14 protein-coding genes are annotated in these 13,383 nt (G+C 36.4%); 6 read left to right on the plus strand and 8 right to left on the minus strand.

The window, feature by feature from the left end:
- Nucleotides 1-22 precede the first annotated feature (22 nt).
- Nucleotides 23-1,660 (minus strand): APC family permease, encoded by a 1,638-nt coding sequence (locus CD112_RS04015; RefSeq protein ID WP_103363905.1) that lies wholly within the window; start codon nucleotides 1,658-1,660, stop codon nucleotides 23-25.
- 477 nt (nucleotides 1,661-2,137) lie between these two features.
- Between CD112_RS04015 and CD112_RS04020 the strand changes: the two genes are divergently transcribed.
- The 6 genes from CD112_RS04020 (at nucleotide 2,138) to CD112_RS04045 (ending at nucleotide 7,571) form a co-directional block, all read left to right on the plus strand.
- Nucleotides 2,138-2,734 (plus strand): YdeI/OmpD-associated family protein, encoded by a 597-nt coding sequence (locus tag CD112_RS04020; protein ID WP_070625145.1) that lies wholly within the window; start codon nucleotides 2,138-2,140, stop codon nucleotides 2,732-2,734.
- A 467-nt stretch (nucleotides 2,735-3,201) separates the two neighbouring features.
- Nucleotides 3,202-4,416 carry a betaine/proline/choline family ABC transporter ATP-binding protein gene (locus CD112_RS04025; RefSeq protein ID WP_023015081.1) on the plus strand — a complete coding sequence of 405 codons (1,215 nt, stop codon included), beginning with the start codon at nucleotides 3,202-3,204 and terminating at the stop codon, nucleotides 4,414-4,416.
- Nucleotides 4,416-5,045: an ABC transporter permease gene (locus CD112_RS04030; protein ID WP_002479772.1), complete on the plus strand. Its 630-nt coding sequence runs from the start codon at nucleotides 4,416-4,418 to the stop codon at nucleotides 5,043-5,045. The genes CD112_RS04025 and CD112_RS04030 overlap by 1 nt, the downstream gene beginning before the upstream one ends.
- A gap of 31 nt (nucleotides 5,046-5,076) precedes the next feature.
- Nucleotides 5,077-6,021, plus strand: a complete 945-nt coding sequence (locus CD112_RS04035; protein WP_002479771.1) for an osmoprotectant ABC transporter substrate-binding protein — start codon at nucleotides 5,077-5,079, stop codon at nucleotides 6,019-6,021.
- Nucleotides 6,021-6,710 carry an ABC transporter permease gene (locus tag CD112_RS04040; protein ID WP_002479770.1) on the plus strand — a complete coding sequence of 230 codons (690 nt, stop codon included), beginning with the start codon at nucleotides 6,021-6,023 and terminating at the stop codon, nucleotides 6,708-6,710. Before CD112_RS04035 ends, CD112_RS04040 begins: the two co-directional genes overlap by 1 nt.
- A 93-nt stretch (nucleotides 6,711-6,803) precedes the next feature.
- Nucleotides 6,804-7,571: an alpha/beta hydrolase gene (locus CD112_RS04045; RefSeq protein ID WP_103363906.1), complete on the plus strand. Its 768-nt coding sequence runs from the start codon at nucleotides 6,804-6,806 to the stop codon at nucleotides 7,569-7,571.
- Nucleotides 7,572-7,684: 113 nt separating this feature from the next.
- Here CD112_RS04045 and CD112_RS04050 read toward each other — a convergent pair whose 3' ends face one another.
- From CD112_RS04050 to CD112_RS04080, 7 genes are all read right to left on the minus strand, one after another.
- On the minus strand, nucleotides 7,685-8,227 hold the full coding sequence (locus tag CD112_RS04050; protein ID WP_103363907.1) for a TetR/AcrR family transcriptional regulator: 543 nt from the start codon (nucleotides 8,225-8,227) through the stop codon (nucleotides 7,685-7,687).
- Nucleotide 8,228: 1 nt separating this feature from the next.
- Nucleotides 8,229-8,591, minus strand: a complete 363-nt coding sequence (locus tag CD112_RS04055) for a DUF3147 family protein (protein ID WP_002479767.1) — start codon at nucleotides 8,589-8,591, stop codon at nucleotides 8,229-8,231.
- A 19-nt stretch (nucleotides 8,592-8,610) separates the two neighbouring features.
- Nucleotides 8,611-8,970, minus strand: a complete 360-nt coding sequence (locus CD112_RS04060) for a DUF3147 family protein (RefSeq protein ID WP_002479766.1) — start codon at nucleotides 8,968-8,970, stop codon at nucleotides 8,611-8,613.
- Nucleotides 8,971-9,204: 234 nt separating this feature from the next.
- Entirely contained in the window at nucleotides 9,205-9,906 is a 702-nt protein-coding gene (lrgB, locus tag CD112_RS04065) for an antiholin-like protein LrgB (RefSeq protein WP_002479765.1), read from the minus strand.
- Entirely contained in the window at nucleotides 9,903-10,364 is a 462-nt protein-coding gene (gene lrgA / locus CD112_RS04070; protein ID WP_002479764.1) for an antiholin-like murein hydrolase modulator LrgA, read from the minus strand. Before lrgA ends, lrgB begins: the two co-directional genes overlap by 4 nt.
- Before the next feature lie 249 nt (nucleotides 10,365-10,613).
- Complete coding sequence (locus CD112_RS04075) at nucleotides 10,614-11,384, minus strand: response regulator transcription factor LytR (RefSeq protein ID WP_070625139.1); 771 nt, start codon at nucleotides 11,382-11,384, stop codon at nucleotides 10,614-10,616.
- Nucleotides 11,381-13,150 (minus strand): sensor histidine kinase, encoded by a 1,770-nt coding sequence (locus CD112_RS04080; RefSeq protein WP_002479762.1) that lies wholly within the window; start codon nucleotides 13,148-13,150, stop codon nucleotides 11,381-11,383. The genes CD112_RS04075 and CD112_RS04080 overlap by 4 nt, the downstream gene beginning before the upstream one ends.
- Between the last annotated feature and the right edge of the window lie 233 nt (nucleotides 13,151-13,383).

Below are 13,383 nucleotides of genomic sequence, written 5' to 3' on the forward strand. Positions count from 1 at the left end.
CTGTTCAGCTGTTTCATATCATTTATTGTGATGAAGTTTTAGCTTCTGCTTGGCTAGAAATATCTTTTTCTAAAGTTTGGTTGATTTCTACTGCGTTCTTATAGTACTTACTTTCAAAGTAACTGCCGATACCGATTTTATAGAAGACTAAAGCGACGATAATAATGACTATAAAGTCATATGGATAATGAATCCAGTTAATACCGTTAAAGTCTTTACTGCCGATAAAGGATAGTCCAGAAAGTACAAGTAAATAGATAATCAACCATAGACTGCCACGCAATTGATTGCGAGTGTTTTCCCAGTTTAATTTGTATTCATAGAAGAAGTACATCGGTAAACCTAGAATAATGATAAAGATAACTTTCGCAGTCGTCGGCCACATTGCCCAATAAATCGCAAGTGACGTTAAGGCGAACGATAAAGGTGCTGCTATTTTCAAGAAGCGTGCTTTAAATGGACGATGAAGTTTTGGACCCATCTTTCTTAAAGCCATCGCTGTTGTCGGTCCTGTTAAATACGCAACTAATGTTGAGGTTGCAATCACGGTTGCGAGTGTACCCCAAGATCTGAATAACGTCACCATAACCATTGCTAGAATGGCATTGACAATAATTGCGACTCTTGGAATATTATATTGTTTGTTGATACGGCCTAAAATTTTAGGAATATGTCCATTTTTCTCCATAGCGTTTAATACACGACCTGTTGAAGCAACGAATGAGACCCCAGTTCCAAATGGTGAAACGAATGCTTCAATGTATAGTAAAATCGCTAGCCAATTCAAGTTTAATAAGATAGCTAAGTCAGCGAAAGGTGAATTGAATTGAATACCTTTCCAACCTTTATCAGCGACCATATTTTCAGGCATAGATGTAATAAACACACTTTGTAGAACGACATATAATAACGCAGTTAATGATAAACAAATCACGATACCGCGTAAAATGTTTTTCTCTGGTTTTTCAATTTCAGCACCCATGTTAATTATGGTTTGGAACGCGTTGAATGAAAAGATAATTCCTGATACTGTAACTGCCGCAAATATCGGTGCAGTACCATAAGGAATGAAACTGCTTAATGAATGACCATAGTTTCCTGGATGGAAACCTGATAGTAATAATAAGATGACTGTTAACGTCGGTACACCTAATTTAAAGAATGAGATTAAACTTGTAAAAGATGTAAGAACTTTCACTGACCAATAGTTCAACAGTGAAAAGATAATAATAATGACATATACAGCGAATAAACCAATATTACTGATTGTACCGTCTTTCATCAGAACACTTGTGAACTTTGCCCACTCCCAAGGCCAAGAACTCATGTATTGTACAGCAGATACGGCTTCAATCGGGATAATCGTAACTAAAGCAACCCAGTTCGCCCAAGAGGCGATAAAGCCGAGTAATGAACCGTGTGTATATTGTGCATAGTTGCTCATCCCGCCAGATTGCGGCAGCATTGTCGCGACTTCTATATAGTTATATGCGACTAAACTGATGATGATGAAACCAATCACCCATGAAAAGATTGCTGCAGGACCTGCAACAGATGAAGCTTCCCATGCCCCGAACAGCCAACCTGAACCGATTAATGAACCAAGTCCAAGTAACACAAGCTGTGACAGGCTGATTTTACCACTATTAGTTTGTTTCATAGTAAAACTCCTAAGTTTCAGAGAACATGCTCTCTTTATTTGTAAAGCAAAATAAGCTTGCTTCATTTTTATATCAGGCAAACCTAACTCATGATAGAACATTATACGGAAAATTCAGATGACGTCAACAGGAAAAGGACAGGTTTATATTTTATGAATGAAAACGCATGAAAATACGATATAACGGTGGTTTTTGTATATTCATTAATGGTGATAATACGTAAAAAAACTGTCGTGGCGCATTTTCTTGTTTTAATATATTTAATGATTATGCATAGAGAAAAAGTAGAAAACAAATTAAAATGCAAGAAAATCATCGCTTATAATCAAGACAATCAATGACAACTCTGGAATGAGAAAGAAAAAGAGAAAAATAAGTGAATGAGTGTTTTAGAATACAAAAAGTGTAAAATTGAGGATTAGAAAAATAGATAAATGGCTATGGTATATTAAGCCTGTAAAAAAAGGAGCACAACAATGACAAAGAACAGATTAAATGATAAAGCAGAAGCATATTTCACACGTGCGCAGGAGTGGCATGATGAATATAAAGCACTACGTGCTATTATCTTGAAAAATGAAGACTTAACAGAGGATTACAAATGGATGCACCCATGTTATATCTTGAATGATAAAAATGTGGTGTTGATTCATGGTTTCAAAGATTATTGTGCATTATTGTTTCATAAGGGTGCTTTAATGAAGGATCCAGAACATAAGTTGATTCAACAAACTAAAAATGTACAAGCAGCAAGACAATTACGTTTTACATCACTTGCTCAAATCGAAGCAGAATCAGAAATGATTGCAGCTTATGTGGATGAAGCAGTGGAAATTGAGCATTCTGGTAAAAAGGTCGAAATGAAAAAGACTGAGGAGTATGACATGCCGCAAGAATTACAAGCAGCGTTGGAAGCGGATGAACAGTTAAATGAAGCATTTAACAATCTTACTCCTGGGCGTCAGCGTCAGTATATGTATTTTATCGGCCAAGCCAAACGGGAAGCTACAAGAAAAGCGCGTGTTGAAAAATACAAAGCTCAAATTTTAGCAGGTAAAGGTATGAATGATTAGTCGTTTTAAGTAATTTAGTTACGCGGTAGGGATTAAATATTGATTTAATCCACTCTAAATTATGAAATTTTGAAAATATGTCAATTTTTTTCAAAAAAATTCGCGATTAATCCGACCAAATGGTTTAGTTTGTGTTATAGTTATAAAGTACACTATTAATCAAGTAAGTCGAAGATACAATTTTTAATTTATTGTATTGAACAAAAGAACAGACACTGTTGAACAGCGCTGTATTATAACGTAGTTGAGGTGAAGGTTGCAGCGCAACCGAATCTAAAGCAATTAACAAGTCATTTGCGACTTTGTTTAGGAACTTATCCGTTAAGTTATTGAAACATTGGGCAAGTGATTTTTTTATTGACTGCTTTTAGGGTGTGTACAGAGAACAATAGACAGACTGTTCTTTACTCACAACTTAGAACTTACTTTAGGCTTAAACAAATTCGATAAAGAAAGGAATTACTTTAATGCTTAGTATTAAGAACTTATCTAAGGTTTACCCTGGAGGTAAAAAAGCGGTAGATGATATCTCGCTTGATATTCAATCAGGGGAATTTGTTGCATTTATTGGTACAAGTGGTAGTGGTAAAACAACTGCTTTACGTATGATCAATCGTATGATTGAAGCAACGAAAGGACAAATTACGATTGATGGCAAAGATGTCAGAAAGATGAATGCGGTAGAATTACGCCGCAGTATTGGTTATGTGATTCAACAAATCGGTTTAATGCCGCACATGACAATCAAAGAAAACATTGTACTGGTTCCAAAATTATTAAAATGGCCAGAAGAAAAGAAAGATAAAAAAGCACGTGAGTTAATTAAATTAGTTGACTTACCAGAAGAATACTTAGATCGTTATCCATCTGAATTATCAGGCGGACAACAACAACGTATCGGGGTTGTACGTGCTTTAGCAGCTGAACAAGACATTATCTTAATGGATGAACCGTTCGGTGCTTTAGACCCGATTACACGTGATACATTACAAGACTTAGTTAAAGAGTTACAACAAAAACTAGGTAAAACATTTGTTTTCGTTACACATGATATGGATGAAGCAATCAAACTTGCAGATAAGATTTGTATTATGTCTGAAGGTAAAGTCGTTCAATTCGACACACCAGATAATATTTTACGTCATCCAGCGAATGACTTCGTACGTGATTTCATCGGTCAAAACCGCTTGATTCAAGACCGTCCGAATATGCGTACAGTAGAAGATGCGATGATTAAACCAATTACAGTTCGTGCAGACGATTCATTAAACCATGCGGTTGATGTGATGCGTCGTCATCGTATCGATACAATCTTTGTAGTAACTAACCAAGACAGATTCTTAGGTTACATGGATATTGAAGATATCAACCAAGGATTACGTGCAGGTAAAGAACTGATTGATACAATGCAACGTGATATTTATCGCGTAAACGTGAATAGTAAATTACAAGACACAGTACGTACTATTTTAAAACGTAACGTACGTAACGTGCCGGTGGTTGATGATCACGACACATTAGTCGGTTTAATCACACGTGCCAACTTAGTAGATATTGTTTATGACAGCATTTGGGGTGAAGGTGCTGAAGAAGCGCTACAAGAATCTGAAGCATCAGGTATTAAAGAAGCACCGGTAGAAATGGATCACGAAAAAACGTCGGATGCAGGAGTTGAGCGATAATGAAAGAATTCCTTCAAGAATATGGCGGCGAACTGATTCAAAAGACGGGCGAACATTTCTTTATTTCTATTGTTGCGCTTCTCATCGCTATCGTCGTAGCAGTGCCGATCGGTATTTTGTTAGCTAAAACTAAAAAAGCAGCAAGTATTGTATTAACAACAGCAGGTGTGCTGCAAACGATTCCGACACTTGCAGTATTAGCCATTATGATTCCAATTTTCGGTGTAGGTAAAACACCAGCAATTATCGCATTGTTTGTGTATATCTTATTACCGATTTTAAATAACACTGTATTAGGTGTTCAAAATATCAACCCAGATGTTCGCCAAGCAGCGATCAGTATGGGAATGACAAAATTCCAACTGATGAAAGATGTTGAGATGCCTTTAGCATTACCGTTAATTCTAAGTGGTATCCGCTTATCAAGTGTGTATGTTATCAGTTGGGCAACACTTGCAAGTTATGTAGGTGCAGGCGGTTTAGGAGACTTCGTCTTCAACGGATTGAACTTATATAACCCAATCATGATTGTGAGTGCTGCAGTACTTGTTACAGCATTAGCATTAATTGTCGATTACGTACTACGCGCAGTAGAAAAATGGGCAGTACCAAAAGGCTTAAAAGCATAAAATATCCAGATAGGGAGGACATTGGAACTTTATGAAACAGATAAAAAAATACTTGATTCTGATGGTGACTTGTCTTGTTGTATTATCTGGATGCAGTCTGCCTGGTTTAGGCGGTGGTCGTGCAGATGATGATTCAGTAGAAATTACATCACTTGCAACAAGTGAGTCTCAAATCATGTCACATATGGTGCGCTTAATGATTGAGCACGAAACAAAAGATAAAATCAAACCGACATTAATTAATAATATGGGTTCAAGTACCATCCAACATAACGCGTTGATGAACGGTGACGCGAATGTTTCAGGTACACGTTATACAGGTACGGACTTGGTCGGTGCTTTAGGTGAAGATCCAATTAAGGATCCTAAAAAAGCAATGAAAGTGACACAAGAAGGATTCGATAAAAAATTCAATCAAAAATTCTTTGATTCTTACGGTTTTGATAACACGTACGCTTTCATGGTGACAAAAGAAACAGCAGAAAAATATGACTTAGAAACAGTTTCTGACTTAAAGAAACATGAAAAAGAGTTACGCTTAGGTGTAGATAGTTCTTGGTTGAACCGTAAAGGTGACGGTTATCCAGGATTCAAAAAAGAGTACGGCATTAGTTTTAATACTGTACGTCCAATGCAAATCGGTTTAGTTTATGATGCATTGAAAAGTAAAAAACTAGATGTTGCATTAGGTTATTCAACTGATGGACGTATCGCGGCATATGACTTGAAAGTATTAAAAGACGATAGAAAATTCTTCCCGCCATATGATGCGAGTCCAGTTGCTAAAAAAGATTTATTAAAGAAACATCCTGAAATTAATACAGCATTGAAAAAATTAGAAGGCAAAATTTCAACAGAAGAAATGCAGCATTTGAACTATGAAGCAGACGGACAAGGTAAAGAACCTGCAGTCGTAGCCGAAGAGTTCTTACAAAAACATAATTATTTCGAAGATAAGAAAGGCGGGCAAAAATAATGAAAGGTAATTTATTCCAACAGCTGATTGAATACTATTCATTGAACGCCGGTTATCTGTGGGGACTTTTCTTCCAACACTTACTCATGTCAGTTTATGGCGTCATCTTTGCTGCGATTGTCGGAATTCCAATTGGTATTCTGATTTCAAGATTCGGCAAATTATCTAAGACTGTCATTACTATTGCGAACATCATTCAAACAGTTCCTGTTATCGCAATGTTAGCCATTCTGATGTTAGTCATGGGATTAGGTCCAACAACAGTTGTAGTCACTGTATTCTTATATGCCTTATTACCGATTATTCAGAACACATACTCAGGTATTATCGGTGTCGATGCCAATATCAAAGATGCTGGTAAAGGTATGGGTATGACAGGTAATCAAGTATTGCGTATGATTGAATTACCACTAGCTTTATCAGTGATTATCGGTGGCTTACGTATCGCATTAGTTGTCGCAATTGGTGTTGTAGCGGTTGGTTCATTCATCGGTGCACCGACACTGGGTGATATTATCATCCGTGGTACAAACGCGACAGACGGCACAACATTCATTCTTGCAGGTGCGATTCCAATTGCTTTAATCGCAGTCATCATCGATATTGTTTTAAGATTCTTAGAAAAACGTCTCGATCCTGTGAAGAAAAGAAAACCGAAAGGTCCACTACCTCAAGGTGTAGATGGGTAATTAAATTAGAAGGTATCGCATGCAAGATGATTTCATCTGATATGCGATACCTTTATCATTGGTATTGAAACTAATCATAAGGAGGAACTTATTATGGCATGGTTACAAGTTAATTATGATTCAATCACATTAGGTAAAGAACAACGCTTTAATGCATTTTTACCAGAAGAACCTTCACAATTTGAAACAGGTAAACTCGCAAAAGAATTACCTGTGCTTTTATTACTACATGGTTTATCAAGCGATGAAACATCTTATTTAAGATTTACAAGTTTAGAACGTTATGCGAAAGAACGTCAAATCGCAGTGATTATGCCAGCAGGCGATCACAGTGGTTATGCGAATATGGGTTATGGTCATAATTATTATGATTATGTATTAGAAGTATTTGATTATGCACTTCAAATCTTACCGTTATCTAAACGTCGTGAAGACCACTTTATCGCAGGTCATTCTATGGGTGGTTATGGCACAATCAAATATGCATTAACACAAACAGAGCGCTTTTCTAAAGCAGCACCGTTATCTGCAGTCTTTACACCTGACTGGTTGATGAATATAGATTGGCATGACTTCTCTAAACATGCGATATTAGGAGAGAAAACAGCGGCTAGAGGAACAGAACTTGACCCTTATTACTTGGTAGATCAAGCAATAGAAAAAGGATTAGATATTCCTGAATTATTGATTATGTGCGGTACAGAAGATGATTTATACCAAGACAACCGTGATTTCATCAGCTATTTAGATGACAAAAAAATCGCATATCAATTCGAAGATGGCCCAGGTAAACATGATTATGCTTACTGGGATAAAGCAATTGAATATGCATTAGATTGGTTCTTAAAAGATAGAAAATAATATAGAAATCAGCGAAATAGAAACACAGTGATAAAAAAATTCCCCTCAAACTCAAAAATAGGTTTGAGGGGATTTTTTATATCATTTTCTATTCTTGTTAAACAGCTGAAAGGTTAAGAAGGACGATAGGCATCAATCACAGTATTTAACATGTTATAGATATATTCATCTGTAAGCACTTCAGGTTTAATTAAGATATTAAAATAAATCGGTGAGAAGATTAAATCAATAAACATATCTTGATGTTCCTCTGGTATATAAGGTGCGCTGACTTGTTTTAACATCTGACGATATTGGTTGAAATAATCTTCCATAAAGTGATTGCGCAAGTCATTCTCTTCATTGGTTAATAAGATTTGAATGACTGCTTTACCTAATGGTGTTTTATAAAGACGTGTGATTTTAATCAAAGTGGCATATAAATCTTCAAAGAAGTCACCTTGAATTGTGACATCAGAATGTGCCTTGTTTAAAAACATATCAATAATCATACTGTCTTTATCTTTCCAACGACGATAAATAGTCGCCTTTGAAATCTGTGTATTTTCAGCTAATTCATCTATAGTAATAGAATTATAGGATTCACGTTCTAACATTTTGCCTAACTCATCAAAAATCCTTATATTTATCTTCGGATCTTTTGGTCTGCCTGCCATATTAATGACCTCGTTTCAAATGTGCTAATTTCTCTACTATCTCAAAAATGATGATTGCGCTCAAGAACCATGCAATTAAACCAACGAAAATACTGAGAATCCAGTTGTTTGTCCAAACTAACATCAACCAAGTAGCTAAGATGTTGAATAAAACACCTGTCATACCGAATACTGCACCATTACTGACATGAGCTGCAACTTTGTCACCATATTGGATACCAGAAGCAATTAAAGCGATTAAGAATACAGCTGGAAATACTGCGAAGATGCCGCCGAATTCTTTCCATGGAATAATAACAGATACTATATAACTCAAGCAGACGGACATGCCGCCGGCTAAAAATTTAACCAATAGCATTTTCATTTTTTATTCAAACCTCCGATTAAATATGTTTCAGTGCTAGGATGATACAAGATAAAACAAACCAGCAGGCGATAGAGAATACTGCGCCTTTTCTATATCCGATATGTTTTACCGCGATTGCTGTTAAAGCGACACTGATAATACAGCCGATAATACCGATAACAGCACCAGCACTTAAGTGGATAGATTCATAAACTAATTTATTGCCGGAAAAGTCAACAGATAATGTGACTAAGGCAGCTAAATAAACAGCTGGGAAAGTAGAAAAGATACCACCCAATTTGCCGCCGAGTTTTGACGCGATAACAGTCGCCAAAGTAACAGCCAATCCACCGAATATAAAGCGGATGATCAAGCTTATTAATGAAATGCCGAACATAATGAAAATTCATCCCAATCTATATAGTTTTAAAACGAAACGTATCGTTTACTAATAGTGTAATACGCACATATTTTCTTGTAAACAGGATACAACTCTTCATAATTGAACATTTAATGAAAACTTTAAATTAAAACGCTTACATTTAATTCATGTTAATAAATCAAAAAAATAGAGACAGGTCATCCTGTCTCTAAACGAATGGAAAATTAAAGCTGTGGTAGGTAAGAGGTCTTACAATAAAATTGTTGCTAAGAAAGGAACGATTGCGACAACGATGACACCCACTAATACAACCGCGATGCTCGCCATTGAAGTTTCTGTTTCACCAAGTTCTTGTGCTGCAGAAACACCGAGTGTATGGCCACTTGTTCCTAACGCTAGTCCACGTGCAATCGGATTATCAATGTGGAAGAAGCGTAATAGTTTATTACCTAATGCATAAATAATGACTGCGTTTAAAATCACTGCTAAAGATGTTAATTCTTTTACGCCGCCGATACCATCTGATACAGGTAATGCGATGGCAGTTGTCGCAGCTTGCGGAATCATTGATGCCACAATACCGCTTCCGAATTGGAATAATTTAGCGAATGCATAGATACCGAAGATTGCGATGACTGTACCTAATGCAATACCGCTGAAAATTTTAACCCAATATTTTTTAAGTACGTCACGTTTTTTATACAACGGAATCGCAAAACAGATAGTTGCAGGTTCTAAGAAGAAGTTGATAATGTCTCCGCCGATTTTATAGTTTTCATAACTGATCCCAGTTACCTTTAAAAACGCAATCCCAAAGACCATACTGACAAATAATGGTGCTAATAAGAAGAAACCATTGGTCTTTTTAAAGAAGTATGTGGCAACTAAGAAAGGAATCACAGATAACAAGATACCAAAATACGGTGTGTTAATGCCTAAATGTTCAATCATACATGATCCTCCGCAACTCTATTGTGATGTTTGACTGAATGTTGTTCAGATTTACGTTTAATAGGTGAACCCTTTACTAATATTTGAGAAACAAATCCAGTACAAAGTAGTAATAAAACAGTTGAAATAATAATCAACAAGATAATTAATATCGGACTCTTGCTTAAAATACCAAGTGAGTTGATGACTGAAATACCAGCCGGTACGAATAGGAAACCGATATTGTTTGTCAGCGCAGTTCCCACGCCTTCAACTTCACCGAGTTTAATGATGCCTGTTGAAAGTGCGATGAACATCAATACTAAACCAATCACTGATGCCGGCATTGGAATAGGGATGAAACTTTCGATAATTTTTGAAATTAATAAAATGATACTGATGACAAGGACTTGATGTAAGAATGAATACGCTTTTGCTGTTTTGCTTGTTTTTTTAACGTTTGCTTGTGCTTTTTCCATCGTGGATTGCCTCCGTTCGTTTCTTTATCTTGTCTCTAGTTTAAGACGAAAAAACGAGATTGTGTGCGTTTTCACGATGAGATGCGAGTATTCGTATGCGAGTTGCACTAATCAGAAGTTGAAATTCAGAGTAATATTTCTAGAATGTAAGCGAAGCAATCTGAGTTGCTGAAAAGTAGAATTGAAATACAAAAAAGCCTAGTTTCTTGTAAAGTGGAAACTAGGCTTTTGTCGTTTGATTGATTAGAGTTACTCTAACCCAATAGTTTGTTTAAATGCTTTCATATAAGAACGACTGACTTGTACTTTGAGATCATTGGTCATAGTAACTTGATACGTATAATTGAACCAAGGTTCTACAGTTTGAATATGTGCTTTGTTGATAATGGTCGCACGGTGAATACGAATAAATTGTTTCTCATCTAAGCGCTTTGCGTAATTATTCATAGGTTCTGATGTTTCATAATCATGGGTTAATGTGTGCAGCGTTGTTTTTTTATTATTTACTGTTAGGGCGATAATATCTTTTTGATTCAACACATAGATACGTTCATCTACTTCAATCGGTAAGACTTCAGGTGCCTTGTCTGTGGATTTTTGTTTCTGCTGTTGATGGTTCGTCACTTCTGATTTAACTTCAGTTTCTGTTTTTGTATGAGTTTGCAGTTGAGCAGCCACACGGGCAACTGCCGCGTCGATACGCGCTTGTTCAAACGGCTTCAGTATATAATCTGTCGCATTCAGTTCAAAGGCTTTTACCGCAAAGTTGTCATGTGCTGTCGCAAAAATAATATAAGGAGGCTGACGCATTTTCTTAATTTTTTCAGCTAAATCCAATCCACTTTCATCCATCAGATGAATGTCTAAAAAGATGACATCATACGTATCGTATAATAATTTTTCTAAGGTTTCTGAGATTGTTTCAGCTTCTTCTATTTTGTCGAATTGACCATTTTGTGTCAGTAAGTAATTTAATTCATTACGTGCTAATGGCTCATCATCTACGATTAAAGTTTTCAAATCAATTGACCTCCTTCGTCACTTTGTGTGCGATATGGAATGGCACAACGGACTGTTGTTCCATCTTCATTAGAATTAATTTTCAACATAGACATTGGTCCATATAGACCCGATAATCTCAAATTCAAGTTTTCTAACGCACTGCCTGTACCGCCAGATTCAGAATGTACAATGGCTTTGCCGATATAAGGCATTTTGTTTTTAGGAATGCCCATACCATTATCTTTAACAGTGAGATATAAGTAATGTGCTTCGAGTTTTACTGTAACTTTGACATTGTTGTTAGAACGACGATTTCTAAACGCATGACGAATAGCGTTTTCGACCAAGACTTGAATGATAAACGGTGGTAAGAGTGCATGTTGTGCTGCTGGATCAATGTCAAAGTCGATGTTGAAGCGATTAGGGAAGCGTGCTTGTTCTAATGAAAGATAAGCTTCAACTTGTTGTAATTCTTTATCAAGCGTAATGGTGTTATTGCGCGCACCTTGTAAGTTAGAACGGAAGAATTGGCTCAGTTGCAGTAATAAATTACGCGCTTTTTCACTATCAATTCTGACTAAAGCAGAAATTGTATTAATCGCATTAAAGAAGAAATGAGGATTAACTTGCGCTTGTAATGACTTGATTTCAGCGTCTTTTAATAACTTGCTTTGTGTTTCTGCTTGGCCAAGTTCCAGCTGACTTGAGAAAATATTGGCTAGACCTGTGGCTAATTGTTTTTCCACAAAGGTTAATCGATGTGCATCTGTAAAATACAGTTTTAACGTACCGACCACTTTGTCTTTAATATGAAGCGGAATCACAATGGCGGCTTCTAATGGACAATTCGGATGGTGACATCCGATTTCTTCACGTGAATGTGCCTCTTTGATTTTTCCGCTTTGAATCACCGTTTTAGATAAATCTGTAATAATCGCTTTTTGCGGTACATGATGATCACTGCCTGCACCGACATGGGCTAAAATATCATGACGATTGGTAATCGCAACCGCTTGGACTTGCATTAAATCCTTAATGATTTGTGCGGCTTTAAAAGCAGATGCTTCAGTCAAACCTTCTCTGAAGTAAGGCAAAGTTTCATTAGCTAGTTGTAAGACATCATGAGTTTGAACTCCACGCATTTGTTCTTCTTGTTTAATTGTTGAAATAATAATAGATAAGAAAATTGCGGTACCGATACTGTTCATTAAGGTCATTGGAATCGCAATGAAACTCACAAGCGACCAAGCATGACCAGAATGTTCAGCAAACAACAGAATACATGTCATTTGAATGACTTCTAATAACGCACCGACAATGACACCTAAGAAAATAGGAGGGTAGCGTCGTGCTTTTAAATAGTAACGGCCGACATAGCCTGATACAAGCGCAATTAAGATAGAAGATACGAAATATGTAAAAGCATTCGCACCACCGATATAAAATCGATAGATACCTGAGATAATCCCTACAACTAAAGCGACACCAGGCCCGCCGACGAGACCTGAAACACCGATAGTCAACACACGTGTATTTGCGAGTGAAGTATCAGGAGCTAAATGAGTATAGAGTTGACCTGATAAAATTTGCGAATCTCTAATCACGACACCCGTTACGTTAGAGAGCAAAGCAAAGATGACAAACATAATCGCAAGCTGCCATTTCGCACGCCAAGTTTCTCGATGATGCATCAAATTCTTGAAATAATTGAAGTTCATCAAGAGGTAAGCGAGCAAAATAATCAAGCCGACACGTTCGAGTAAAAGCATAAATAAGTTGAGCATTGAAATCACCTGTAATGTTCGAATTTTGTGACAACATAATCATAATTAATTATATTCTATACTATTGATGTAAAGTAACACTTATATTTAAGCGGAATAGCATGTATTTATAGAATTTAAGTTGAAATTGTTGTAAGATATTTCATATATTGAAAATGATAGGTTTAGTTTATATTGCTATTGTAGCATAAGCTAAATCGCTATTTTTTTCGATTTTTTTGCAGGGGTATAGG

This window comes from Staphylococcus simulans, from assembly GCF_002902285.1.
GTDB classification, from domain to species: Bacteria; Bacillota; Bacilli; order Staphylococcales; family Staphylococcaceae; genus Staphylococcus; species Staphylococcus simulans.

Excerpts from the sequence above, each read along its gene's own strand:
- lrgA (WP_002479764.1), bottom strand. The coding sequence starts at position 10,364 with ATGGAAAAAGCACAAGCAAACGTTAAAAAAACAAGCAAAACAGCAAAA.
- CD112_RS04045 (WP_103363906.1), top strand. The coding sequence starts at position 6,804 with ATGGCATGGTTACAAGTTAATTATGATTCAATCACATTAGGTAAAGAA.
- CD112_RS04025 (WP_023015081.1), top strand. The coding sequence starts at position 3,202 with ATGCTTAGTATTAAGAACTTATCTAAGGTTTACCCTGGAGGTAAAAAA.
- CD112_RS04055 (WP_002479767.1), bottom strand. The coding sequence starts at position 8,591 with ATGAAAATGCTATTGGTTAAATTTTTAGCCGGCGGCATGTCCGTCTGC.
- CD112_RS04060 (WP_002479766.1), bottom strand. The coding sequence starts at position 8,970 with ATGTTCGGCATTTCATTAATAAGCTTGATCATCCGCTTTATATTCGGT.
- CD112_RS04020 (WP_070625145.1), top strand. The coding sequence starts at position 2,138 with ATGACAAAGAACAGATTAAATGATAAAGCAGAAGCATATTTCACACGT.
- CD112_RS04040 (WP_002479770.1), top strand. The coding sequence starts at position 6,021 with ATGAAAGGTAATTTATTCCAACAGCTGATTGAATACTATTCATTGAAC.
- CD112_RS04050 (WP_103363907.1), bottom strand. The coding sequence starts at position 8,227 with ATGGCAGGCAGACCAAAAGATCCGAAGATAAATATAAGGATTTTTGAT.
- CD112_RS04015 (WP_103363905.1), bottom strand. The coding sequence starts at position 1,660 with ATGAAACAAACTAATAGTGGTAAAATCAGCCTGTCACAGCTTGTGTTA.
- lrgB (WP_002479765.1), bottom strand. The coding sequence starts at position 9,906 with ATGATTGAACATTTAGGCATTAACACACCGTATTTTGGTATCTTGTTA.
- CD112_RS04030 (WP_002479772.1), top strand. The coding sequence starts at position 4,416 with ATGAAAGAATTCCTTCAAGAATATGGCGGCGAACTGATTCAAAAGACG.
- CD112_RS04080 (WP_002479762.1), bottom strand. The coding sequence starts at position 13,150 with ATGCTCAACTTATTTATGCTTTTACTCGAACGTGTCGGCTTGATTATT.
- CD112_RS04035 (WP_002479771.1), top strand. The coding sequence starts at position 5,077 with ATGAAACAGATAAAAAAATACTTGATTCTGATGGTGACTTGTCTTGTT.